The organism is Postechiella marina (assembly GCF_039538365.1).
GTDB classification, from domain to species: domain Bacteria; phylum Bacteroidota; class Bacteroidia; order Flavobacteriales; family Flavobacteriaceae; genus Postechiella; species Postechiella marina.
On the sequence record NZ_BAABCA010000001.1, the window covers coordinates 583,867 to 608,973 of the forward strand.

A 25,107-nucleotide genomic window follows, 5' to 3' on the forward strand; every position below is an offset into this window, starting at 1 on the left:
AAAATAAATGTTTTTAATATAATTCTTTTATTTTAGAAAGTTTCGAAGCCCAAGTTTTTAAGTCTTCTTTATGCTTTGCAATGTTACTATGTACTTCTTTTACTAAAGGATTTGTATCGTCTACATTAGTAAAGAATTGTAAATTATTTTCAAGTTGATTAATTTGCCCTTTAATTTCATCAATTTTTTTACGAATAAAAGAACGTTCGTTATCTAAACTACGTCCGTTATCGTTAGCATTACTTAGCTCTTCTAGCTTGTTTTGAAACTTAATCATTTCAACCTGCTCTTTATCAATATCAAGTTTAGAAAACAAGGTGTCTAAGGCTTTGGCAAATTTACCTTCAATATAGCGTTTATCGTTAGGTACTCTACCAATAGCGTTCCATTGAGAAATATAGCCTTTAATAGTTTCAAGACCTATGTCTTTATCTTCTGGTAGTTTTATATCTTTTAAAACATTTAATAATTCGTGCTTTTTATTATAAGCATCAATAAACTCTTGGTTAGCTGCATTTTTAGAGGCGTGAAGTTTATCAAAATAATGATTACATGCGTTTTTAAATTGTTTCCAAATTTTATCGCTATCCTTTCTTGGTACATGTCCAATTTTTTTCCAATCACTTTGAATTTTCTTCATCAAAGCAGTGGTAACTTGATGGTCTTCACTGTCTTTATTATCTTCAGCTATTTTTATTAACTCAAGTTTTTGTTTAAGGTTAGAAAATTGATCTTTTTTAAGCTCTTTATAATAAGCATTTTTCTGTCTGTTAAATGTTCTAACAGCTTCCTTAAATTTAGCCCAAGTAGGTTCGTTTACTTTAGCAGGTACTTTTCCTGCGTTAAAAAACGCTTCTCGTAAAGCTTCTATTTCTTTAATCTTTTTTTGCCATGTACCATGAGAGTTAATCTGCTCTTCATTAATGGCATTTATTGATGTTATAATTTCAAGTTTATGCTCTAAGTTTTTTTCGTAAATTTTATCTACTTCTTGGTAATAAACTTGTCTTTTATCATTAATAATTTTTGTAGCAGCTTTAAACCTATCCCAAATTAGCTCTCTGTGTTCTTTGCCTACAGGACCTAATTCTTCTTTCCACATTTTATGAAGCTCTTGTAGCTCTCTAAATGCTCGCATTACATCATCATCTTGAGCTAACTCTTCGGCACGTACAATAATTTTTAATTTTTTATCTAGATTATGTTTAAAGTCTAAATCTCTTAAATCTCTATTTAAGTGTAAAAAATCGTAAAATATTTCTACATGGTGGTGGTAGCTATTCCATGCATTATTGTATTTGTCTCTAGGTATTGGTCCAGTTGTACGCCAACGCTCTTGCAATTCTTTAAAGTGCTTGTAGGTTGTGTTTATGTTTTCTTCTAGATTAATTAAGCCTTTAAGTTCTTCTATAATTTCTAATTTACTATTTAAATTAGCTTTAAGATTTTGTTCTAGGCTTTTATAATGTTCGTGTAATTTACTTCTATAAACTTTGTAAGATTCTTTAAATCGTTTTTGAATAGGAGTAGAGTAGTAAAAATCTATTTCGTTTCCACCTTCACTTATAAACTCAGCTTTTTTCTCTTCAATAAGGGTGTTGAATTTAGAATTAAACTCGTTTTTAATACCATCTACATGGGTTTTAATGGCCTGAACTTTTTGGTTGTTTACAAGTTTCTCTAATTCTATAACTAAAGATTCTAACGACATTTTATCATATTCCTTAACTTCTATAGAATGTCTCTCTTTGTTACCTTCATCTTCAGCATCTTCAGCGTTAGATTTTTCTATTTCATTAATAACTTCATCGTCGCTATTAGTTGCTTCTACTTGAGTTTTCTTTGTTATAGGAACTTCATTAGTATCGTTATCACTATTAGTTATAGAAGTATTTACTTCTGTTGCCGATTCGTTTTCTTTCTTTCCATCTGCGTTAGGCAGGTTATCTGTCTCAGACATTTAAAAAATGTTTAGGGTTTGTCAATTTGTTTAATTGCTTAAAGATACTAACAACTCAAGTATTTACAAAGCGGTAAGTTGTTTTAATATTTTAATATACTGTTGATTATTATATTTTCCATATGCTCCAAGACTTTTCTGCTTGTAATTTAAGCATATTGGCGCCATTTATTGTAACTGCATTTTTTTGCTTTCCTAGTCTTAAAAATTTAGTTTCTTCTGGGTTATATATTAAATCGAATAATATATGTTGATTACTAATGGTTGAGTAGGGAATATTTGGGCAAACATCGACATCTGGAAATGTACCTAATGGCGTACAGTTTATAATTATATTATGTTTTTCTACATCTTCTGCAGTTAGTGTATCGTAAGTAAAACTAACTCCTTTTGATGCTTTTCTAGAAACATAATGGCACTCTATATTTAAATTTTTTAAGGTGTACATAATAGCTTTACTTGCGCCACCAGTTCCCAATATTAATGCGCTTTTATGATTTGGTTTTAGGTGATTGATAATAGACTTTTTAAATCCGTAGCAATCTGTGTTATAACCTACGAGTTTACCTTTTTTTGTAATTTTAATGGTGTTTACAGCTCCTATAGCTTCAGCTTTTTTATCTAATTTATCTAAATATGGCATTACAGCTTCTTTGTATGGAATGGTAACATTCATCCCTTTTAAGCCTTCTGTGTTTTTTATTATTGAAGCAAAAAAAGAAATGTTTTCAATATCAAAGTTCTCATACAAAACATTTGTAATATTTTCTTTTTCAAATTTATTTTTAAAATAATTTCGAGAAAATGAATACGATATATTTTTACCTAGTAAGCCTAATTTATGCATGTGTTTTTCTTGTTTTTTGACCGTATAATTCCAGCATTAATACAATAGCAATACCTAAAATAATAAAGGCAATGGCATAATATGTTTCTGGAGTTAGTTCTGGAATAAAGCGTTTGTAGTTTTCTATTATTTTTTCGCCGGTAGAATCTAAAATAAAATCACCGTTATTTTCTTTTTTGAATAATGTTTTTTTCCATGGCCAAACAACTCCCAAAGAGCCTATAATAAAACCTATAATTGTAGATAGTGTAATACTTTTGTAGTGTTTTAAAATATAACTTAAAAGATGAGAAAAGGTAACAAGACCAGCGATAGAGCCTAATGTAAAAACAATTAATACTTTTAAAATTTTAACGCGTTCTGGATTATTAATAAAATTAAAATTACCTCCAAATACCTCGTATAATGTTAACGATAGTGCGTTTACAGAGTCTACTAAAAGTAATACATAATTGCCAAATAGTATAAGAATAAAAGAGCCCGAAAAGCCAGGTAAAGTCATGCCAGATACACTAATAATTCCGCAGAAAAAAACAAACCATAAATTATCATTTTCTTTTGCTGGGTTAAGAAAACTAATGCTTAAACCTATTATAGCTCCTAAAAACAAAGAAGTGTATGTTTTTGCATTCCAATCTTTAAAGTCTTTATTTATTTGATATATGGAGCCTATAATCATACCAAAAAAAACGCTCCAAACAAACAATTGGTAATGTTGTATTAAATAGTCTAATACTTTAGAAACACTAAAGTAGCTTAATATCATCCCAAAGAAAAGTAAGGATAAAAAACGACCGTTTATATAATTATAAAAACTTTTAAAGCGTCCGCTTATTAGCAGTTTAAAGGCTTTACTATTTACTTTTTTAAGCGAATAAATAAACTCTTCGTAAAAACCAGCAACAAAAGCAACCACACCGCCAGATACCCCAGGTACTTTATTTGCAGCACCCATACCTAAACCTTTTAAGATTAGAAAAATTTTATCGGTAAAAGAGCGCGTACTTTGCATTATTGTTTTTTAGATCCTACTTTTTCTAGAATAAAAATAGTTAAAAATCCAATAATCATTAATATTATAGCATATACAATTTGATTTTCTCCATCAAAAGAAAGCGGAGAAATACTTTTTTGTAGTAACGGTGTTTGTAAGCCTTTAGAGTTGGTGTGCCAAGTTAAAGTCTCTTTCCATGGCCAAACTTTATTTAGCGACCCAAAAATAAAACCAGTTAAAAGCGCTAACGTAATGTTATGGTAGTTTTTAAATAACCATTTTAGGATATGACTAAAACTTAAAAGGCCAACCAGGGCGCCACAAACAAAAATGACTAAGTTTTTTATATCAAAATCATGAATAGCATCGCTAAGCATTTTATAAGCACCCAAAACTATAAGTATAAATGAACCAGAAATACCTGGTAATATCATTGCACATATAGCAATAGCACCAGCAAAAAATAAAAATAAAGAACTGTCTGAGTTAGATTGTGTGGCTAAAGTTGAAATATAGAAAGCAATGCCACTACCTATAATTAAAGCTACTACCGTAGCTGCATTCCATTTTGTAATTTGTTTGCCCACAAAATAAATACTAGCTATTATAAGACCAAAAAAGAAAGACCAAATAAGTATTGGGTGATGTTCTAAAAAGTACTTAGCTAGTTTCATAAAAGTTATAAAACTTACAACTATGCCAGACAAAAGCGCTAAAATAAAATTACCATTTAGTTCTTCCCAAAATGGTTTAAAGCCTTTTTTTATAAGTGTTTTAAATAAAGCAGGTTTTACATTGCTTATAGTTGAGATAAGTTCTTCGTATATACCAGAAATAAAGGCTATTGTTCCTCCAGAAACACCTGGAACAGCATCGGCAGCACCCATGGCTAAACCTTTAAAAAAAATGACTACGTAATCTGTTAAACGTCTTTGCATAATTGGATTTTTAAGCGAAAACCAAAGGTATACATTTTACTGAAACGTTTTTATTAAAGTTTTGATTTTAAAATAGATTTTACTTTAAAATTTTTTATAATATCTGGAAAAAGCTCATCGATAATAAACGAGTACTCATTATTTATTTTAATTCCGTTTTTTAAATGGTAAGAGCCTTTTGAAGCTTCATTTAATGTAAAATATAAGCCAGCTAGTCTGTATTCTATTTCGGCACTTTCTGGATAAAAATCCATGGCTTGTTCGTAATTGTAAACCGCAGCTTGTAGCTCTCCTAATTTAATTAATAAATCGCCACGAGAAACCCATGTGTTTAATTCGTAATTACCTAGTTCTAGTGTTTTTTTGTATCCTCGTTCAGCTTCTTCATAATACTTTAATCGCTGATTTATTTGAGCATATAATTTCCAATACACAACATTTTCTGTATCTATATTAATAGCTTTATTAATATAGTATAATGCTTTTGGGTAGTTTTTTTGCTTATTGTAAAATTTAGTAATAGCAATCCAACCTTTATCTAATAAAGGATCTTCGTGCACTGTTTTGTAATAGTATTGAACAGCTAAATCACTATTGCCGAGTTTTTCATAACATTTACCAATATGGAGCAAAGCATACGATGTTGGATCGTCTAGACTTAGTGTTAAATTATAGCTTTCTATAGCTTCGTTATATCTTTTTAATTTTTCTAAAACTTTACCACGCTCTAAATATGCGCCAATAAATGTATCGTCGCTTATAATAGCAAAGTCAAACGCAGCAAGTGCTTTTTTATACTTTTTTATGGTTAAATATTGCTTTCCTAATTGATGCCAAGCAACCTCAGAGTAAGGATTTTTATCTAAAAAGATGTTTAAATATTCTATGGCTTCTTCATTTTGATCTAAGAAATCAAAACAATAAATAATATTATAAAGTGCAGAGTAATCTTCTAAATCTACTTCTAAACATTTTATAAAAAACTCTTTAGCATTTTCAAACTGATCTAAAAACAGGTATTCCATACCTATTAAAGAGTATAAATCTACTACATCATCAGTAAGTTCTAAGGCTTTTTTTAGTACTTCTATGGCTTTTTCGTGCTTGTCTTTTTTAGATAATATATTAGCCTTTTGAATATGAATTTCTTCATTCATTGGGTCTAAAATATATAGCTCGTTTAATAGGGTATCGGCTTCAATTAAATTATCTTCAAAAACAAAAACTTCTACTTTAAATAATTTTAAATTTGTTGACGTTGGATGTTGATCTAGTCCTAAACGAATTGCTTTTTTAGCTAAGGCTATTTTACCTTGATTAAGGTAATGGTGAATTATATTTTCAAATTCCTCCGAATCAAAAAACAAAATATGATTTGTTTTAAGCATTGATTCAAACTTAGTTAAAGATAAATTATTGTTGTCACTATGACTAAACTCCATACGCAGATTTGTAAGTGTTTTACTTTATTAAAAATAGTATTCTATTTTGCTTTATTTAAAAATTACAGTAAATGTTTTTAACAAAGTAATGAACATATAAGCTTTAAAAGCTTTTTTTTAGTTGTTTTTGTTTGATTTTCAGTATTTTAAAATGTTTTGTGGCTTTTTTAAATATGATCTAAAATGTTAATTATAATACTACAACCACTTATAATTTCTTGATTAGATATGGTTAAAGGCGGTGTAATTCTTACAGCTTTAGGCTCAAAAAGAAGCCAAAAAAGGATTAATCCATGATCTTGAGCTTTTAATATGAGTTGATTTGCTATGTTGGAAGAAGGCATAATTAAAGCGAGCATTAAGCCTTTTCCTCTAATTTCTTTTATAAGCGGATGCACTAAGTGCTTTCTTATTAATTCTTCTTTAACAAGCGTATTTGCTATTAAATTGCTTTCTGTAACTTCTTGCAATGTTGCTAGCGCAGAAGCTGCAATTACAGGGTGACCTCCAAAGGTAGTGATGTGGCCTAACTTGGGGGTATTTTGCAGTAAATCCATTAGTTTGCTTGAAGATGTAAACGCACCTATTGGCATGCCTCCTCCTAAGCCTTTTCCAGAAACCAGTATATCTGGAACACAGTTATAGTTTTCGAAACCAAATAGTTTGCCGGTTCTACCTACACCAGGTTGTATTTCGTCTAAGATTAATAAAGCGCCAACTTTATCACATTGTGCTCTAACTTTTTCTAAATAATTATTCTTTGGCTCTATAAAACCAGCGCCACCTTGAATGGTTTCTAAAATAACACAGGCTGTTTTGGTAGTAATTAATTCTAAATCTAATTCCTTATTAAAGGTTATAAATTTAATGTTGGGCAATAAAGGTCTAAAAGCTTGTTTACGTTCCTCAAACCCCATAACACTCATAGAGCCCATGGTGTTTCCATGGTATGCTTTGTTTGCTGAAATAATTTCTGATCGACCAGTTGCGCGTTTTGCTAATTTTAATGCACCTTCAATAGCTTCTGTACCCGAATTAGTTAAATATGTTTTTTCTAAAGGATAAGGTAAATGTAGAGCTAGTAGTTTTGTTAATTCTACTGCTGGTTCTTGAATGTATTCGCCATAAACCATAACATGTAAATAAGAATCTAGCTGTTTTTTTATAGCATTAACGACTTTTGGATGACCATGTCCAAGTGTGCATGCAGAGACTCCAGCTACAAAATCTAGGTAGGCTTTATTATTTTTATCGTAAATGTAAGAGCCTTTGGCATGAGAAATTTCCATAGCCAATGGGTGAGGGGATGTTTGCGCTTGATGTTTTAGAAAGTCTTGTTTCATAAAAACTATCTTAAGTTATTTTGGTAAACAGATGCTCCCCAGGAGTACACTAAATCATCTTTATCTATAGAGCTTAAAATAACATCATACTTAGCATTAGCTCCTAATTTGTTTATTTTTACAGTATATTTTTTCCAATTATCTGTAAGTTTTACATTAAGAGTTGGTTTTTTTGTTATAGTTCCAAGAATAGATCTAGAGGCAATTACTATTTCTCCTTTGCCTTTTAACCATATAGAAAAACTGTAATTATCTTCTTTAATAACGAAAGATTGTCTTAAATATCCAAATTTATCTCCTTTGTAAATTAGCTTGTCAGCTGTTTTATTTCCGTCAGGAGCTGTTGTAAAATTAGGAGTAATGGTAATTTTTGATTTTAGCCATTCTTTTTTATCGAATTGATTAGCATATTTTAAAACGTTTTCTTGTTCTTTGTATTTATTAATGGTAATTGGTAAAGTGTTTATTCTATTGCCAGCTTTATCAATTCTGTCTAACATGTCCTCATCAAAAAAGTTATCTTGAGGCACATAATCTTCAAGACCTTTTATTGTTGGAAGTACTAGTGGAGGATCGTCTTTAAATAAATCGTCTACGCTTTTTAAACGTTCTTCTGCTCTCCAATCAAATCCTTTTAAAATAGCTTCAATTTTTGGAAATTTAGATTCTGGATAGATATTTCCATCAACTTGATTTAATTTTTTTATTTCGTCTACTTCATTATCTACAATTTCTATTTCAATAGAGCCAGATTTAGATTTGTCTATCCCTACCAATTCATTCTCATCATTTCTAAAATAGTATATAGACTGTGCATTTTTAATAATGTCTACGTGATGCAATGCGTTTTCATCATTAAATAAACCAATCAATTTCATTCCGTTAATTTGATTGTACCCAGTTCCTAAAGTGTCTTTACTTATTAAAAAAGCATTATTAAAAACAATTAAAGAGTCTAGTTTTTCTTTTTCTGTGTTAGATTTTAGATGTATAGTGTCTCCGGTAATTTGATTATCATTATTCCAAAGAATGGGTTTTCTTTTAGTAGAAAAGGCATCGCCACTACCTTTAGATATATTTATTAATTTAGTAAGTCCTGTTGTTTGGTTTGAGTAGATTGAATCTGCTCTACCACTTAAATCTGTTTTATAAATTTTGGCGTTATAATATGCTTTTGCTATGCGGTTATCGGGTTTACCAGTAACCATTATTTTATCGGCATGAATATATATAGAATCTTTTTCTTGTACAGTAATTGCTACCGCACGTTTAGTAATAAATAAAGAGTCTTTGGCTTTAAAAACTTCGGCATAATGTCCTTTTATAACACTATTGTTTAGTGTGTCTGTTACTTTTATATTGTTTGTTGCAGAGGCAAAACTTCGGTTGTTATCAAAGTATAAACTATCGCCTAAAATTTCTCTATTATCATAGTCTATTTTGGCATTTTTTAAAGCGTACCCTATTTTGTTTTCTGTATCATAAAACCCTTTTTCGCAGTATGTTGTGCTTTCTTCAGTTGTTATGGTAGAAGGACCAAAGAGGTAGGCGTGTCCTAAATCTTCATAATAATCAAAGTAATTAGATTTAATTATAGCGTCTTCACCTTTTAAAGTAACACTATCTACAAACTTAAGTAGCTTATTTTCCATGTAATAACGACCAATTTTACTTGTAATAGTAAGTGTGGTATCTTTTACAACTGTACCATTATTTCTGTAAAAAGATTGCTGTTTTATTCTATCAAAATACAAAGTATCTGTAGATATTGTTGAGTCTGGACTTTCTAAAACAACATTTCCACTAGCAAAAGCCAATTGCGTGTCGCCATTATATTCAACGTATTTAGATGTTAAATTAATAGTATCTCCTTGCACAAGTTTTACGTTACCATAAGCTTCAAGAAAATTTTCTTTACCATAATAAAAGGCCTTATCGCACCATAAGTTACCGCCTTCATGAACAATATGTACTTGTTCTGCATCATCACGAGTTAGTATTTTTGCTCCAGGATAGGCTTTTTCGTCAAAGTTTAAAAATCCGGAGTATTTAATTTCTATTTTTTTTTGAGCCTTAACTTGTGTTAAGCTAGCACCTATAAAACAGAAAAAAAGAATAATATATATATGATTTGGTATTTTCAAAATATGATTGTTTGCAACAAAAATAACGATAATTATAATGTTTAAGTATGATATATTAAACAAAAAAACGCTTCAAATATTTTGAAGCGTTTAGTTGATTAGAAGCAATTATTTTAGTTGCTTAATAGTAATATATAATTGTTTTATAACAGCGCACATTTTGTCGAGACCCAAGGTTTCAATGGTGTCTTTTTTTGTATGATAGTTTTTATTTCTGTAAAAAGCTGTGTTTGTAACCATTACTGCAGGGGAGTTAAAATTCCAATAATTTAAATGATCTGAAAAATCTACACCAGAAACTAGGCTAGAACCTTTAAAAGATATTGTTTTTATAATGTCTTGTTGTTGCATTTTTTGTTCAATTTGTTTTCCAAATTCTCCACTTTTTTCACTTTGAACAACTGTAATAAAATTACCAATATCACCATATTGTAATTGCATATCTGGTATGGGATAGTTTTGAGAGCCTTTTTTATCACTATAAAAACCTATCATTTCTAAACAAATCATACCCTTAACAGAAATATTGTTTTTATGTAAATAATTAGCATGAATGTAACTGCCCATTTGTTTGGTTCTAAAAAATGGAGGCTCTTCCAATGTATAGGCAACAAAATCAATTCTATAATTTAGTTTGTTTTTTGAAAGCAATCTAGCTAATTCTAGTAAACCAACAACACCACTAGCATTATCGTCTGCTCCTTGTTGATTGCCACATACATCGTAATGGGCACCTATAATAAGGCGTTCTTTATTGTTTGTTCCAATTGAGCCAATTACATTTTTATACGTTTTTTTGTTTATTGAAAATGGTTGAAACGAAACGGTATCACAAACTTTTATTAATTCAGATTTAATATAATTAGCGACATTATTAAGTGTTTCTATGTTTTTATAGTTTCTGCTTTTTGGTGTTTTAGTTATTTTGAGTAAATCTTTTTTTACTCTAGTTTGGCTTATATGCTTAATAGAATCTATAGGTTTTGTTTGCGAATTAATAGTTATAGATACTACTAAAAACATAAGAATTAATAATTGTTTCATGTTTTGACTTTTACTGATATATAAATTTAAGTAATATGGATATATTTAAAAGTTGAAATTTACTATTATATAAATAATAAAACACTTCAAGTTATTTTGAAGCGTTTTGTTAAAGACAGTTTATAAAATTAAAAAAAAATATTTGGCCCAATCTGTTGTTCCCTTTTCTTTTATTAAAAATGCCTTCTTTATCGGTAATGTCATTAGGTATTTAGAGCCCTTTCAAGTTTTTTGATTTTTTTTGGAATCTCTATCAAAATTTAGTTAATCCATTAAACAAATATAAAAGAAAAGGCTACTTGTTAAGTAGCCTTTTTGGTTGTTTAATAAATGTTTTTACTTTATTTATTTCTAAAAATAGTTTGTTTTCTATCTGGACCAACAGAAACTATTGTAATAGGAATTTCTAATTCTTTTTCTAAGAACTCAATATATTCATTTAAAGATTTTGGTAATTGAGAAGTTTCAGACATTGTTGTTAAATCTTCCTCCCATCCACTAAACTCTGTGTATACTGGCTCTACGTTTTCAGGTTCAATATTATAAGGGAAATGATTAATTACTTCGCCTTTATATTTATAAGCAGTACATACTTTTAAGGTTTTAAAACCAGAAAGTACATCGCCTTTCATCATCATTAATTGAGTTACACCGTTTACTTGACAAGCGTATTTTAAAGCAATTAAATCTAACCAACCACAACGTCTTGGACGTCCTGTGGTAGCTCCAAATTCGTTACCAACTTTTGCCATTTGAGCACCATCTTCGTCAAATAACTCTGTTGGGAAAGGTCCCGAACCAACACGTGTTGTGTAAGCTTTAAAAATACCAAAAACCTCACCAATTTGGTTTGGGGCAACACCTAAACCAGTACAAGCACCTGCTGCAGTAGTGTTACTAGATGTTACAAATGGATATGTTCCAAAATCAATATCTAGTAAAGAACCTTGTGCGCCTTCTGCTAAAATAGTTTTTCCCGATTTTTGTGCTTGGTAAACATATTCTTCAGAATCTATAAATTTTAATGATTTTAAAACTTCTACAGCTTCAAAGAATTCTTTTTCAAGTTCTTTTAAATCGTATTCTATTTCAACATTATAATAAGAAATCATAGATTCATGCTTATCTGCTAGAGCTCTATAAATTTCTTTCCAATTGTTTAATTCTAAATCTCCAACACGAATACCGTTTCTACCTGTTTTGTCCATGTAAGTTGGGCCAATGCCTTTTAGTGTAGAACCAATTTTAGCTTTTCCTTTAGAGGTTTCGCTAGCAGCATCTAATAAGCGGTGTGTTGGTAAAATAATATGAGCTTTACGAGAAATAAGAAGCGATTTTCTATAATCTACATCTTGTTCTTCAAGTTTATCAAGTTCTTTCTTAAAAATTACTGGGTCTATAACAACACCGTTACCAACTAAGTTTGTTGCATCGTCATGAAAAATTCCAGAAGGAATGGTGTGTAAAACATGTTTTCTTCCGTTAAATACTAAGGTGTGTCCTGCGTTTGGGCCACCTTGAAAACGAGCTATAATGTTGTAGTTTGATGTTAGTACGTCAACAATTTTTCCTTTGCCTTCGTCTCCCCATTGTAATCCTAGTAGTAAATCTACTGCCATTGTAAAAAAATATTAGTTGGTTGTTTTTTTTCTGTTTCCGTAAAAATAAAGTGAGTGGTTTGTTATTTCGATATCAAAAACTTCTTCAATAGTTTTCTTTATAGACTGAATTCTTGGGTCGCAAAACTCAATAACTTCACCTGTATCTGTTAGAATAACATGATCGTGTTGTTTGTCGAAATAAGATTTTTCGTAATGGGCTTGGTTTTGACCAAATTGGTGTTTTCTAACCAAACCGCATTCTAAAAGTAACTCTATAGTATTATATAAAGTTGCTCGAGAAACTCGATACTTTTTATTTTTCATATTAAGATATAGAGATTCTATATCAAAATGTTCTTTATTATTATATATTTCCTGAAGGATAGCGTAACGCTCGGGTGTTTTACGGTGCCCGTTTGTTTCTAAAAAGCTTGTAAACACGCTTTTAACGATATCTTGATTTTTTGTATCTGCTTTTGAATTCATAATTGCGGTGCAAATTTACACTTTTTTATACTCTAGAGACCTTATCTATGCCATTAATTTTTTTAAGTTTATCTAAAAGGCGTTTTAAAAGAGATTTGTTTTTAACAACTACCTTTATTTTTCCTGAGAATAAACCGTCGTCTGTCTCAAAACTAAGGCTTTTCATATTTACATGCATATTGGAAGATATGACTTCTGTAATTTCGTTAACTAATCCAATTTGATCTATTCCAGAAATTCTTATTTCTGATAAAAACTCTTGTTGAGACGAATCGACCCATTTAGCTTGTAATATACGATAAGCATAATTGGAATTTAAACTTAAAGCATTTGGGCAGTTTTTTTTATGAACTTTTATGCCTTCAGATACTGTTAAAAAACCAAAAACATCGTCGCCAGGAATAGGGTTACAGCAATTAGATAATTTATAATCTAACTTTTCTTCTTCTTTTCCAAAAACAAGAGAGTCGTAATTTACTGTAACTTCTGCTTTTTCTATTTCATCTTTAGGAATATTAGCTTTTCTAGAAATTTTATTTTTAATAAAACTCATTAAAGCATTGCTTCTAGATGCCGAGTAGTCTTTTAGCATGGTATTGTCTATAGTGCCAATACCAACGCGGTAAAATAAATCTAAACTAGTTTTTAATTTAAAATAATTAACTAATTCGTTAACACTGTTTTCGTTTAGTGTAATTTTTAGTTGTTTTAATTTACGTCTTAATATTTCTTTGCCTTCTTCTCCAATTAGCTTACGGTCTTCTTTTAATGCCGATTTTATTTTACCTCGAGCACGAGCTGTGGTAGCATAATTAAGCCAGTTTGCATTAGGCTTTATATTTGCAGATGTTAAAATATCTACTTGATCTCCACTTTTTAATTCGTGGCTAAGCGGTACTAATTTTCCATTAACTTTTGCGCCACGAGTTTTCATGCCAACTTCTGTGTGTATACTAAAAGCAAAATCTAGCGAAGTGGCTCCTTTTGGTAGCGATTTTAATTCGCCTTTAGGTGTAAAAACAAAAATTTCTTTGGAGTATAGGTTAAGCTTAAATTGTTCTACAAAATCTACAGCATTAATCTCTGGGTTTTCTAAAGCTTCTTGTAGTCTATTTATCCAAATCTCTAAATTGTCTTCTTTTTCTGTATCTTGTTTGTATTTATAGTGAGCAGCATAACCTTTTTCTGCAATTTCGTTCATGCGCTCACTACGAATTTGCACTTCTACCCATTGTCCTTTAGGGCCCATTACGGTAATATGTAAGGCTTCGTAACCGGTAGATTTTGGAGACGATATCCAATCTCGTAACCTAATAGGGTTTGGTCTAAAGTGATCTGTAACAATAGAGTATATTTTCCATGCTAAAAATTTTTCGTTAGCATCATTATCATCACACTTGTAAATAATTCTAATAGCAAACTTATCGTAGACTTCATCAAAAGAAACCCCTTGTTTTACCATTTTTCTTCTTATAGAAAAAATAGATTTTGGGCGTCCTTTTATGGTGTAGTCCATAAGCTCTTTATTCAAAGAGTTTTTTATAACGTTACTAAATTCTTGAATGTATAAATCTTGCTCTTCTTTACTATCCTTAATTTTTGTTAGTATGTCTTTATAAACATTAGGTTCTGTATATTTTAAACCTAAATCTTCAAGTTCTGTTTTTATGTTGTAAAGTCCTATTCTATGGGCAAGTGGCGCATAGATATAAAGTGTTTCTGATGCAATTTTTACTTGTTTATCGGCGCGCATAGAATCCATAGTTTGCATATTATGGAGTCTATCTGCTATTTTTATTATAATAACTCTAACATCGTCGTTAAGAGTTAAAAGCATTTTTCTAAAGTTTTCTGCTTGTAAAGATACATCCATGTCTTGTTCTTTACTAAGAGAAGATATTTTTGTAAGTCCGTCTACTATTTTAGCAACGGTTTCTCCAAAAAGTTGCTCTATGTCTGTAATAGAATAGTCCTCGCAATCTTCTACAACATCATGTAGTAATGCAGCAGCAATAGATGTGGCGTCCAAACCAATTTCTTCTGCTACTATTTTTGCAACAGCAATGGGATGAAAAATATAGGCTTCGCCCGATTTTCTTCGCTGGTCTTTATGTCCGTCTACAGCAACTTCAAAAGCTTTACGAATTAATTTTTTGTCGTCATCAGATAGTGTTCTGTAACTAACTTTTAATAATTCTTTATAGGCTTTTTTTATGGCTGCATTTTCTCTTTCAATATCTTCTGCTGTCATAAATTAAAAGTAACATAAAGTATATTAACAGCCAACTCGCTTTTCAACTTTTTAAAATTTTATTTTAAGAATTTAAAAAATTTACCAGCATAGCAACAGCTTTTCCTCTGTGGCCAATACTATTTTTTAAATTTAAATCCATTTCGGCAAAAGTTTTGTTATATCCTTTGGGTTTAAAAATAGGATCGTAACCAAAGCCCTTTTTTCCGAATTTAGATGCTGTTATTTCGCCTTCGCAAATACCAGTAAAGCTTGTTTGTTTGTTGTTTAATTGAAGCGATATAACTGTTTTAAACTGTGCTTGTCTGTTAGTTTTACTTTTTAACTTTTTAAGTAGTAAATCCATGTTGTCGTTATTATCCCTTTGTTCGCCTGCATAGCGTGCAGAGTATACACCTGGCTCTCCGTTTAAAGCTTTTACTTCTAGGCCAGTATCATCTGCAAAGCAATTATAACCGTAATGTAATTTTATATATTCAGATTTTTGAATAGCGTTGCCTTCTATAGTGTTTTGAGTTTCTGGAATATCTTCAAAACAACCAATATCTTTTAAACTTAATAGTTTTATGTGCTCAGGAATTAAAAGCTGTACTTCTTTAAGTTTGTTTAAATTATTTGTAGCGAATACAATTTGCATGAGTGTAAATTTTAAGTTTGCAAAATACTAATAAGTTTATTTTGATAAAATTAAATTAGGTTTACTAATTTAATTTTTCATAAATTTACAATAGGTTGTAATTGTTAATAGTCTTAAAATAGTAATTTAAGCATACACTCTCATTTAACATTTTATGTATTTCTTGTTTTTAAGAAATCTGGGTAAAAAAAATAGGGAAATTAATTTAAGTAAAATTAATTAGTGTATAAAAATTATTAATGAAAAAACAACAAGAGGCCATAAAAAAAAGATATATATTCTTCATATCTTTAATTACGCTTTTAATAATTACTATTTTGTTTACAATACAAAGTAGTGTTAGCTCTCAAGTATTAAATTCTAAAATAATTAACATAGCTATTAAACAAAGTTTAATAAGTCAAGATATTAATAGACAGTTAATTTCTATTGGTAATAATAAGGCTTTAGAGGCAAACCTAACACCTGTTAAAGAACTCGCAAAAGAATTAGATAGTATAATAGCACTACAAGAAAATGCTAAGTTAGAACAAGAAGATAATGCTGAATTAAATTCTCTTTTAAATAAAAATAGAGAGTATTTAGAAAGAGTATTATTTTCTAGTAACGCTATAATTAGCACATCGAATTTAGAATTAATTAATAAACATGTAAATTTTATTGCTAAGGCAGAGTCTTCTTATTTAAATAACATTGAAAGCTTAATTAACATGGGGCAAGACGTTGAATCAAAACGTCTTAATAGTGTGAAAAGAATAGTTGTTTTTCTCTTATTAGGAATAATAGTAATGCTCTTAAATGGTTTTTTCTTTGTGCTTCGTCCTGCGTTTAAAGCATTTATTAAGAAAAATTCAGCGCTTCAAAAATCTAATGAAGCCTTGCAGTTATCAGAAAAACAAATAAAAGAGAACTTAGTAAATTTAAAAAAACTAAAATCTGACTTAGAACTAAAAGAGACTTATAATAAGATATTTATAGAACAAGCACCAACTGCTATTGCCATGTTAGATAATAACATGTGTTATATGGCTGTTTCAGAAAAATGGGTTTCAGATTACAAAATGGAAAGAGAAACTATTGTAGGACGTTCTCATTATGAACTTTTTCCTGATACAAACGAGGTTTGGAAAGAAAGATACGAAAACTGTTTAAAGGGAGCTGTAGATGCTTGCGACGAGGCACCTGTTGAACTTAATGATGGTTCAATTAAATGGATTTTTTGGGATATAAAACCTTGGTATATTTCTAAAGGAAATATAGGAGGGTTAATTGTGTATACAGGAGATATTACAGAGGCTAAAAACAGTCAAAAAGAAAAGATTTTGATAGAAGAAATTCTAGATAAAACTAATGAAATTGCACGTATAGGAACTTGGGAGTTAGATTTAGAAAAAAATAAAATTTATTGGAGCAAGGTAGTTTGTGAAATACACGAAGTACCAGAGGGTTATGTGCCAGATTTAGAAACAGGTATTAATTTTTATAAAGAAGGAGATAGTAGAAATAAAATTAGAAAATGCGTACAAGAAGCTATAGAACAGGGTAAGGCCTATGATGTAGAAGTAGAGCTTGTAACAAATAAAGGAAACATTATTTGGGCACGAGCCATTGGGCAAGTACAGTTTGTAAATGGAAAATGTATGCGTTTATTTGGAGTGTTTCAAGATATAAGCGAAGTTAAGTTTTCTCAAACGGCCTTAAAAAAAGCACATATAGAGCTAAAAGCTATATTTAATTCTGGTCCTATAGCAATTATAACTACAGATAATAATGGGGTTATTAATCACTTTAACTATGGAGCAGAGCTTATGTTGGGGTACACTGCTAAAGAAATTCTAGGGTTCGAAAAACCAGAGATTTACCATTTAGAAGAAGAATTATTAAGTGTTAAAAATGAATGCGGTAAACTCAATGAAACCCTTAAAAACTTTAATGTTTATAAAGCTTTAACTGCAGGCAAGGCTTTCGATAGGAGAGAATGGACATATCGCAGAAAAGATGGTTCTATATTCCCTGTAGAGTTAACGCTAACAGCTATTAAAGACGATGCTGGGGAGCAAATGGGGTATATGGCAGTTGCAACAAACATATCAGAAAGAAAAAAGTCTGAGCACGAAATATTGAAAAAAAATCAGTTGTTACTTTATGCCGAAAAAATAACAATGATGGGCAATTGGCAGTGGAATGTTGTAACTAATGTTGTAAAATGGTCTCCTAACTTATACAATATATTTGGTATTGATGAAAAAGAATATCCAGAACTAGACTACGGTAGTTCTTTTAAATTTATACATCCAGACGATTTGCCATTGGTTACTAGTTGGGTACAAACATCAATAGCCAATAAAAAATTTCCTGATAATTTTTCATATAGAATTATAACAAAAAAAGGTGAAACGAAAATAGTTAAACTTTTAGGAGAAGTAGTTGTTAATAAAAAAGGAGAAGTAGTAGAGTTAATTGGCACTTGTCAAGATGTAACCGAACAAAAGATGGCAGAAAAGAAATTTAAAGGCTTGCTCGAATCTGCTCCAGATGCCATGGTAATTGTAGACGAAAAACGAGAAATACAACTTATAAATAAGCAAGCAGAAAGACTATTTGGTTACAAAGAAGAAGAATTACTAAATAAATCGGTAGAAATACTTTTGCCAAATAGATACCATCAAGAAGGGTATTTTTCTAAATTAAAAACAAGGGCAGTTGGTGTGCAAGAAGAGTTGTATGGCAAAAATAAAAACGGTAAAGAAATTCCTGTACAAATGACATTAAGTCCTTTAAAAACAGAAGAGGGTTATTTATTGTCTGCAGCAATAAGAGACATAACCGCTCAAAAAGCAGCAAATCTTAAAATTGTTAAAGCTAAAGACGATTTAGAATTATATGCTAAAAGATTAACAGTTCAAAATACGCAATTGGCAGATTTTGCTCAAATAACATCTCATAATTTAAGGGCTCCTGTAAGCAATCTTAATTCATTATTATATTTGTATAGAAATGCCGAAAGTGCAGAAGATAAGGCCTTGTTGTTTAATAAATTTGAAAAAACAATTAATAGTCTTACCCTTACATTAAATACTTTAGTTGAAGCTATAAAAACAAAGAATGATGAGTCGACTTCTACAGAGGTAATTGATTTTGAAGATGTTATGAGTAAGACGCAAGAGGCCTTAAGCGGAGAAATAATAAAAACAAATGCAATTATAAATACAGATTTTTCTAATGCACCTAAAATAAACTATAATAAAGATTACTTAGAGAGTATTTTTCTTAACTTAGTGGGAAATGCCATTAAGTATAAATCAGAAGATAAAACACCAAAAATTGATATTGAAACTAAAGCGGTAAACGGAGAAATACAACTCGTTATTAACGACAACGGTTTGGGTATTAATATGAGCAGACATGGTAAAAAATTATTTGGTTTAAATAAAACGTTTCATAGGCATCCAGATGCCAAAGGTATAGGTTTATACATGACAAAAGTGCAAATAGAAGCAATGGGAGGCACTATAAAAGCTTCAAGTAAGGTTGGTGAAGGCACTAATTTTATAATTAATTTTTAAAAATAATTTATGAAGAAATACAACATATGCATAGTCGATGACGATGAAATTTATCAATTTACCATTTCAAAAATGTTAAAGACATTTAATTTTGGCGATAAAATTATATCTTTTGAAGATGGAGAAGAGGCTTTGCATTATATGATGGATAATTTAAACAACGAAAAAGAACTTCCAGATGTTATTTTTCTAGACATTAATATGCCAATAATGGATGGTTTTCAATTTATGGAAGAGTATGTAAAAATAAAACCTAAATTAAGTAAAATAGTAACCATATATATGGTTTCTTCTTCGGTAGATCCTGTAGATATTGAAAGAGCAAGAAAAATTGCTGAGATATCAGATTATATTATTAAACCTATAAAGCCAGGAGAATTAAAAACCATTATAGAATCTATAGAGCCAAAAGGTTTGTTAGAATAAATACTAAAATATTTAAGAGTAATAGCAACCCTATTATCTATGATGATAGGGTTCATTTTTTAAAATAGTAAAACCTCTATACAGTTGCTCTATAACAAATAGACGAACCATTTGATGCGAAAATGTCATTTTAGATAACGATAATTTGCCACGCGCTTTAGAATATACATCTTCAGAAAAACCATAAGGACCTCCTATAACAAAAACAAGTTGTTTAATACCCGAATTCATATGTTTTTGTAAATATTGAGAAAAACCAACAGAATCTAATTGTTTTCCATTCTCATCCAACAAAATTAAAACATCAGTAGCACTTAATTTCGATAAAATAAGAGAGCCTTCTTTGCTTTTTTGTTGTTTTTCGCTTAAATTCTTAACATTTTTTATGTCTGGAATAATTTCTAAATCAAACTTAATATAATGTTTTAAACGTTTTTCGTATTCGGTTATTAAGTCCTTAAGTTCCTTATTATCAGTTTTGCCAATGGCAAGTAGTTTTATAGTCATATGGCAAAATTACTATTTACTATTTATGAATTATGTATTTAAATTAATAAAAATTAAAAAATTCATAAAATTAAAATTTAAATAAGTGAATCAATTTCTTATTTTTGCGTTAAACCATTATTTTTTATGATAACCAAAGAACAATTTGAAACAGAAATAGAAATTATAATTTCTAATGCTATTAGAGAAGATGTTGGAGACGGAGATCATAGCTCTCTAGCTTGTATTCCTGCCAATGCTAGGGGTAAAGCAAAACTATTGGTAAAAGATAAAGGGGTAATTGCTGGTGTAGCTTTTGCAAAGCGCGTTTTTAATTACATAGACGAAAATTTAAAAGTAGAAATACTTATTGAAGATGGTACCGAGGTAACCTACGGAGATATTGTTTTGTTTGTAGAAGGTTCGCCACAATCGATACTAAAAGCAGAGCGAACTGTGCTTAATGCCATGCAGCGTATGAGTGCTATTGCAACAAAAACTAGAGGTTTTGTAAATTTATTAAAAGGAACAAAAACCAGAATTTTAGATACACGTAAAACCACGCCAGGAATAAGAATGCTAGAAAAATGGGCAGTTAAAATTGGAGGTGGAGACAATCATAGATTTGCTCTTTACGACATGATTATGCTTAAAGACAACCATATAGATTTTGCTGGAGGTATTACAAAAGCTATCGATATGACTAAAGAATACCTAAAAGAAACAGGTAGAGATTTAAAAATTATGGTTGAAGCTAGAGATTTGTACGAAATAGAAGAAATTCTTAAAAGCGAGGGTATTTATAGAATTTTAATAGATAATTTTGATTACGAAGATACTAGAAAAGCAGTAGAGCTAATAGGAGACAAATGTCTTACTGAGTCTTCTGGAAATATAAATGAGGCTACAGTTAGGCATTATGCAGAATGTGGTGTAAACTATATTTCTTCTGGAGCATTAACACATTCTGTTCATAACATGGATTTAAGTTTAAAAGCTGTAAATTAGTACACACATTATGTAAAAACCGTTTGATGTTTTTATAATAAGTTTGTAAGTGTATTATTTAACAGCATTATTAAATGACAAAACCCATAGAAGACAAGCTAGATAAAATTCCGGTAGTAAATATCTTAGTTCGTTTTTTTAAGCAAATAAAATTACCAGGTCTAGAGGGACTTTCGTTTTACGATTTACTTGAGCTATACATAACAGGAATTGTTAAAGGCGCTTTAACAACACGAGCTAGTGCTATTGCATTTAGCTTTTTTATGGCTATTTTTCCTTTTTTACTATTTGTATTAATAATAATTCCTTATGTACCAATAGACGATTTTAGAATAGAATTTCTTTCGTTTTTAGAGTCGTTTTTACCACCAAGCACATCCGATTTTTTCTTCGATAATATATTCGAGAACATAGAGGGGACACAGCGTGGCGGATTGTTGTCGTCTGTTTTTGTGCTTTCTATTGCATTAATGGCAAATGGTGTAAATGCGGTTTTTTCTGGTTTTGAAAACTCGTACCACGAACAACTTACTCGTAATGTAATTAGGCAATATTTATACGCGCTTGGTATAGCGTTAATTTTGGCCTTTTTGTTAATTATAACCATTATATTTTTAGGTTATTTTCAAATATATGTGGTTCAAGAGTTGTTCTCTGTGTTAGAGCACAGAGGGTTTAAAGTAGATAGTCAAAGTGTATTTTGGGCAAATATGGCCCAGTATATGTTTTTTGTTCTTATGGTGTATTTAGCTACAGCCACCTTATATTATTTTGGAACTCAAGAAGGAAAGCATTCAAAGTTTTTCTCGGTAGGTGCATTGTTTACAACATTACTTATTATATTAACCTCTTATTTATTCGGAATTTATATCGAAAATTTTGGTCAGTACAACAAGCTTTATGGCTCTATAGGCGCCTTATTAATATTATTATTTTATTTATGGCTAAACTCTAATATTTTATTGTTAGGTTACGAATTAAATGCGTCATTAAATAAATTAAGAAAAAGTTTTTAATTATGAAGAATTATATTTTCTTTTTAGCATTTTACATATACTCGTTACTTACATACTCTCAAGGTGTTTTAGGAAAATGGAAAACTGTTGATGATGAAACAGGAGCAAACAAATCTATAGTAGAGATTTACGAAAAAAATGGTAAAATATTTGGTAAAGTTATAGAAATACTAAAACCCTTTGATGAGAAAACGCTGTGTCAAAATTGCGATGGCGATAAAAAAGATCAGCCTATTTTAGGTATGGTAATTATAAACGACTTAGAAAAGCATGGCGAATATTATAAAAATGGTACTATTTTCGATGCAGAAAATGGTAAAGGTTATAAATGCAGAATAAAGTTAGATAAAGAAACAGATAAGCTTCAAGTTAGAGGGTATATAGCCTTTCTATACCTTACGCAATATTGGGTTCGATATAACCAGTAGTAATTTTTTAACAGCAAATATTAGTAATTTGTATTTTATAGATGTCATCATACCTATTCCCTTAAAAAGACTTTTTACATATCGTGTAACAAAGTCCGAAAGCGATTTTTTAAAAAGAGGAATGCGCGTGGCTGTACCGTTTGGTAAATCTAAAGTGTACACGGGTATTGTTTTTAAAATACATAATGATGCGCCTACAGCTTACGAAGCTAAAGATATTCAGCAAATTCTAGATAACCAACCGGTTGTAAACGAGAAGCAATTAGATTTATGGCAATGGATATCAGATTATTATCTATGTACGCTGGGCGATGTAATGCGAGCTGCACTTCCAAATGCATTTATTCTAGAAAGTGAGACTAATATTATAAAAAATAAAGAAAAAACTATTGACGAATCTGAATTAAAAGACGATGAGTTTTTAGTTTATGATGCTCTTCATCATCAATCATCATTAAAAATTCATGATATAGTTAATATTCTAGATAAAAATAATGTCTTATCGGTAATTAATAGATTACTTGATAAAGATGCTATTATTGTTGAAGAAGAAATTTATGAAAAATATAAGCCTAAATTAGTTAGATATGTGAAGCTAAACGCTACATATTCTGCTGAAGCATCATTGCATCAATTGTTAAATGATTTAAGTAGAGCGCCTAAACAACGGGATGTTATTATGACATTGTTTTCGGTTTCGGCTAAAACCAAAAAACCTATAAAAGTTACAGATTTGGTTGCAGAAAGCGGTGCGTCTTCGTCCATAATTAAATCGTTAATAGATAAAGGTGTCTTAGAAGAATACCACATACAAACCGATAGAGTACAATATTCTGGCGAAGAAAACGAAGCTACAAAAACTCTTAATGCCTATCAAGAAAAAGCATTAGTAGAAATAAAAATAGCGTTTAAAACTTTTAATACAACGTTATTGCATGGCGTAACATCTTCGGGTAAAACCGAGGTATACGTAAAATTAATTGAAGATGTTTTAAAACAAGGTAGGCAAGTACTGTATTTATTGCCAGAAATAGCATTAACAACGCAACTAATTACAAGACTTCAAAATTATTTTGGAGAAAAGGTGGCTGTTTTTCACTCTAAATATTCGTCTCATGAGCGTGTTGAAGTTTGGAATCATGTTTTAAGCAATTCCGCGAAAGCGCAAATAGTTTTGGGTGCCAGATCTTCTATATTTTTACCTTTTAAAGATTTGGGGTTAATAATTGTAGACGAAGAACACGAGCAATCTTTTAAGCAATTTGATCCAGCTCCACGATACCACGCTAGAGATACTGCGGTTGTTTTGGCCCATATGCATAAATCTAAAGTATTATTAGGTTCTGCAACACCTAGTTTAGAAAGTTTTTTTAATGCGAAACAAAATAAATATGGTTTTGTAGAAATTAAGCAGAGATATAATAATGTATTAATGCCAGATATAGAACTGGTAGATATTAAAGAAAAGCATAAAAAGAAGTTAATGCGAGGGCATTTTAGCGATAGACTTATTGAAGAAATGACCGAAACTTTGGCAGAAGGACAGCAAATTATTTTGTTTCAAAATAGGCGTGGTTTTTCTCCTATTATAGAGTGTAATACTTGTGGGCACTCCCCACAATGTCCTAATTGCGATGTTAGTTTAACCTATCATCAATATAGAAAACAATTACGTTGCCATTATTGCGGTTATGTTTCTGTAATGATAAAAAATTGTGCAGCTTGTGGGAGTTCAGAATTAGATAATAAAGGTTTTGGCACCGAGCAAATTGAGGAAGAAGCAAAAATGTTGTTTCCAGACCATAAAGTTGGACGCATGGATTTAGATACAACTAGAGGTAAGTATGGCTACGAAAAAATAATAACATCTTTTGAGCAGCAAGAGGTTGATATTTTAGTTGGTACACAAATGTTAACCAAAGGTTTAGATTTTAGAAACGTAAAACTTGTTGGGGTAATGAACGCCGATAACATGCTTAATTTTCCAGACTTTAGAGCTCACGAGCGTAGTTTTCAATTAATACTACAGGTTTCTGGTAGGGCAGGGCGTACCGATAAAAGGGGGAAAGTTTTAATACAAACGTACAATCCATATCATAATATATTACAACAAGTGTCTACTAATAATTATGTAGGCATGTATAAAGAGCAGATGGACGATAGGTATAATTTTAAATATCCGCCAGTTTATAAGCAAATAAAAATAACACTAAAACATAAAGATTTTAATAAAGTAGAAGTGGCTGCAAATTGGCTAGCAAAATCGTTAAGACTATTTTTTAAGGATAATGTGCTTGGGCCAGAGTCGCCACCAATTGCTAGAATTAGAAATCAGTTTCATAAAAATATTTTAATCAAAATACCTAAACAGCAATCTTTAGTAAAAACAAAAGAAGCTATTATTAAACTAAATAACAGCTTCTTTAGTATAAAGGATTTTCGGTCAGTTAAAATAATTTTAAATGTCGATAACTTTTAATTAATTTAGTT

Annotated in this window: 19 protein-coding genes; 6 read left to right on the forward strand and 13 right to left on the reverse strand. The window is 30.2% G+C overall.

The features are described from left to right. Window positions 1-13 precede the first annotated feature (13 nt). The 12 genes from ABD715_RS02355 to ABD715_RS02410 all read right to left on the reverse strand — a co-directional run bounded on the left by ABD715_RS02355 (window position 14) and on the right by ABD715_RS02410 (window position 15,687). On the reverse strand, window positions 14-1,960 hold the full coding sequence (locus ABD715_RS02355) for a DUF349 domain-containing protein (protein ID WP_344786461.1): 1,947 nt from the start codon (window positions 1,958-1,960) through the stop codon (window positions 14-16). A gap of 109 nt (window positions 1,961-2,069) precedes the next feature. After that, the gene (locus ABD715_RS02360) at window positions 2,070-2,807 is read right to left on the reverse strand and encodes a shikimate dehydrogenase family protein (RefSeq protein WP_344786462.1); all 738 of its coding nucleotides are present in this window, start codon (window positions 2,805-2,807) and stop codon (window positions 2,070-2,072) included. After that, the gene (locus ABD715_RS02365) at window positions 2,800-3,819 is read right to left on the reverse strand and encodes a DUF368 domain-containing protein (RefSeq protein ID WP_344786463.1); all 1,020 of its coding nucleotides are present in this window, start codon (window positions 3,817-3,819) and stop codon (window positions 2,800-2,802) included. Before ABD715_RS02365 ends, ABD715_RS02360 begins: the two co-directional genes overlap by 8 nt. Continuing rightward, entirely contained in the window at window positions 3,819-4,739 is a 921-nt protein-coding gene (locus ABD715_RS02370; RefSeq protein ID WP_344786464.1) for a polyprenyl-phosphate transporter, read from the reverse strand. The genes ABD715_RS02365 and ABD715_RS02370 overlap by 1 nt, the downstream gene beginning before the upstream one ends. A gap of 53 nt (window positions 4,740-4,792) precedes the next feature. Further along, the gene (locus ABD715_RS02375) at window positions 4,793-6,181 is read right to left on the reverse strand and encodes a tetratricopeptide repeat protein (protein WP_344786465.1); all 1,389 of its coding nucleotides are present in this window, start codon (window positions 6,179-6,181) and stop codon (window positions 4,793-4,795) included. A 167-nt stretch (window positions 6,182-6,348) separates the two neighbouring features. Next, window positions 6,349-7,524, reverse strand: coding sequence for an aspartate aminotransferase family protein (locus ABD715_RS02380; RefSeq protein ID WP_344786466.1), 1,176 nt, complete (start codon window positions 7,522-7,524; stop codon window positions 6,349-6,351). Between the two features lie 5 nt (window positions 7,525-7,529). After that, window positions 7,530-9,668: an OstA-like protein gene (locus ABD715_RS02385; RefSeq protein ID WP_344786467.1), complete on the reverse strand. Its 2,139-nt coding sequence runs from the start codon at window positions 9,666-9,668 to the stop codon at window positions 7,530-7,532. A gap of 108 nt (window positions 9,669-9,776) precedes the next feature. Then, a complete protein-coding gene (locus ABD715_RS02390) occupies window positions 9,777-10,712 on the reverse strand; it encodes a M28 family peptidase (RefSeq protein ID WP_344786468.1) in 936 nt (311 codons plus the stop codon). A gap of 341 nt (window positions 10,713-11,053) precedes the next feature. Beyond that, the gene (locus tag ABD715_RS02395) at window positions 11,054-12,331 is read right to left on the reverse strand and encodes an adenylosuccinate synthase (RefSeq protein WP_344786469.1); all 1,278 of its coding nucleotides are present in this window, start codon (window positions 12,329-12,331) and stop codon (window positions 11,054-11,056) included. 12 nt (window positions 12,332-12,343) lie between these two features. Further along, window positions 12,344-12,799: a Fur family transcriptional regulator gene (locus tag ABD715_RS02400; RefSeq protein ID WP_344786470.1), complete on the reverse strand. Its 456-nt coding sequence runs from the start codon at window positions 12,797-12,799 to the stop codon at window positions 12,344-12,346. A 25-nt stretch (window positions 12,800-12,824) separates the two neighbouring features. Then, window positions 12,825-15,050: a RelA/SpoT family protein gene (locus tag ABD715_RS02405; RefSeq protein WP_344786471.1), complete on the reverse strand. Its 2,226-nt coding sequence runs from the start codon at window positions 15,048-15,050 to the stop codon at window positions 12,825-12,827. A gap of 64 nt (window positions 15,051-15,114) precedes the next feature. Further along, window positions 15,115-15,687: a non-canonical purine NTP diphosphatase gene (locus ABD715_RS02410; RefSeq protein WP_344786472.1), complete on the reverse strand. Its 573-nt coding sequence runs from the start codon at window positions 15,685-15,687 to the stop codon at window positions 15,115-15,117. 239 nt (window positions 15,688-15,926) lie between these two features. On the opposite strand from ABD715_RS02410, the gene ABD715_RS02415 reads away from it, so the two are divergent. Together ABD715_RS02415 and ABD715_RS02420 are read left to right on the forward strand one after the other, a co-directional pair. Next, on the forward strand, window positions 15,927-19,253 hold the full coding sequence (locus ABD715_RS02415; RefSeq protein ID WP_344786473.1) for a PAS domain-containing sensor histidine kinase: 3,327 nt from the start codon (window positions 15,927-15,929) through the stop codon (window positions 19,251-19,253). A 9-nt stretch (window positions 19,254-19,262) separates the two neighbouring features. Continuing rightward, window positions 19,263-19,679 (forward strand): response regulator, encoded by a 417-nt coding sequence (locus ABD715_RS02420; RefSeq protein ID WP_344786474.1) that lies wholly within the window; start codon window positions 19,263-19,265, stop codon window positions 19,677-19,679. Window positions 19,680-19,712: 33 nt separating this feature from the next. On the opposite strand, the gene rlmH is transcribed toward ABD715_RS02420, so the two are convergent. Further along, window positions 19,713-20,186, reverse strand: a complete 474-nt coding sequence (rlmH, locus tag ABD715_RS02425) for a 23S rRNA (pseudouridine(1915)-N(3))-methyltransferase RlmH (protein ID WP_344786475.1) — start codon at window positions 20,184-20,186, stop codon at window positions 19,713-19,715. Between the two features lie 126 nt (window positions 20,187-20,312). Here rlmH and nadC point away from each other — a divergent pair, with 126 nt between their 5' ends. The 4 genes from nadC to priA all read left to right on the forward strand — a co-directional run bounded on the left by nadC (window position 20,313) and on the right by priA (window position 25,096). Then, window positions 20,313-21,173, forward strand: coding sequence for a carboxylating nicotinate-nucleotide diphosphorylase (gene nadC, locus ABD715_RS02430; protein ID WP_344786476.1), 861 nt, complete (start codon window positions 20,313-20,315; stop codon window positions 21,171-21,173). A 74-nt stretch (window positions 21,174-21,247) separates the two neighbouring features. Further along, entirely contained in the window at window positions 21,248-22,189 is a 942-nt protein-coding gene (locus ABD715_RS02435; protein ID WP_344786477.1) for a YihY/virulence factor BrkB family protein, read from the forward strand. A 2-nt stretch (window positions 22,190-22,191) separates the two neighbouring features. Next, window positions 22,192-22,617 (forward strand): DUF2147 domain-containing protein, encoded by a 426-nt coding sequence (locus tag ABD715_RS02440; protein ID WP_344786478.1) that lies wholly within the window; start codon window positions 22,192-22,194, stop codon window positions 22,615-22,617. A gap of 28 nt (window positions 22,618-22,645) precedes the next feature. Then, on the forward strand, window positions 22,646-25,096 hold the full coding sequence (gene priA / locus ABD715_RS02445) for a replication restart helicase PriA (protein WP_344786479.1): 2,451 nt from the start codon (window positions 22,646-22,648) through the stop codon (window positions 25,094-25,096). The last annotated feature ends 11 nt before the right edge of the window (window positions 25,097-25,107 follow it).

What these genes read in the sequence shown, in the direction of transcription:
- ABD715_RS02355 (WP_344786461.1), bottom strand. Translation starts at nt 1,960, where the DNA reads ATGTCTGAGACAGATAACCTGCCTAACGCAGATGGAAAGAAAGAAAAC.
- ABD715_RS02360 (WP_344786462.1), bottom strand. Translation starts at nt 2,807, where the DNA reads ATGCATAAATTAGGCTTACTAGGTAAAAATATATCGTATTCATTTTCT.
- ABD715_RS02365 (WP_344786463.1), bottom strand. Translation starts at nt 3,819, where the DNA reads ATGCAAAGTACGCGCTCTTTTACCGATAAAATTTTTCTAATCTTAAAA.
- ABD715_RS02370 (WP_344786464.1), bottom strand. Translation starts at nt 4,739, where the DNA reads ATGCAAAGACGTTTAACAGATTACGTAGTCATTTTTTTTAAAGGTTTA.
- ABD715_RS02375 (WP_344786465.1), bottom strand. Translation starts at nt 6,181, where the DNA reads ATGGAGTTTAGTCATAGTGACAACAATAATTTATCTTTAACTAAGTTT.
- ABD715_RS02380 (WP_344786466.1), bottom strand. Translation starts at nt 7,524, where the DNA reads ATGAAACAAGACTTTCTAAAACATCAAGCGCAAACATCCCCTCACCCA.
- ABD715_RS02390 (WP_344786468.1), bottom strand. Translation starts at nt 10,712, where the DNA reads ATGAAACAATTATTAATTCTTATGTTTTTAGTAGTATCTATAACTATT.
- ABD715_RS02395 (WP_344786469.1), bottom strand. Translation starts at nt 12,331, where the DNA reads ATGGCAGTAGATTTACTACTAGGATTACAATGGGGAGACGAAGGCAAA.
- ABD715_RS02400 (WP_344786470.1), bottom strand. Translation starts at nt 12,799, where the DNA reads ATGAATTCAAAAGCAGATACAAAAAATCAAGATATCGTTAAAAGCGTG.
- ABD715_RS02405 (WP_344786471.1), bottom strand. Translation starts at nt 15,050, where the DNA reads ATGACAGCAGAAGATATTGAAAGAGAAAATGCAGCCATAAAAAAAGCC.
- ABD715_RS02410 (WP_344786472.1), bottom strand. Translation starts at nt 15,687, where the DNA reads ATGCAAATTGTATTCGCTACAAATAATTTAAACAAACTTAAAGAAGTA.
- ABD715_RS02415 (WP_344786473.1), top strand. Translation starts at nt 15,927, where the DNA reads ATGAAAAAACAACAAGAGGCCATAAAAAAAAGATATATATTCTTCATA.
- ABD715_RS02420 (WP_344786474.1), top strand. Translation starts at nt 19,263, where the DNA reads ATGAAGAAATACAACATATGCATAGTCGATGACGATGAAATTTATCAA.
- rlmH (WP_344786475.1), bottom strand. Translation starts at nt 20,186, where the DNA reads ATGACTATAAAACTACTTGCCATTGGCAAAACTGATAATAAGGAACTT.
- nadC (WP_344786476.1), top strand. Translation starts at nt 20,313, where the DNA reads ATGATAACCAAAGAACAATTTGAAACAGAAATAGAAATTATAATTTCT.
- ABD715_RS02435 (WP_344786477.1), top strand. Translation starts at nt 21,248, where the DNA reads ATGACAAAACCCATAGAAGACAAGCTAGATAAAATTCCGGTAGTAAAT.
- ABD715_RS02440 (WP_344786478.1), top strand. Translation starts at nt 22,192, where the DNA reads ATGAAGAATTATATTTTCTTTTTAGCATTTTACATATACTCGTTACTT.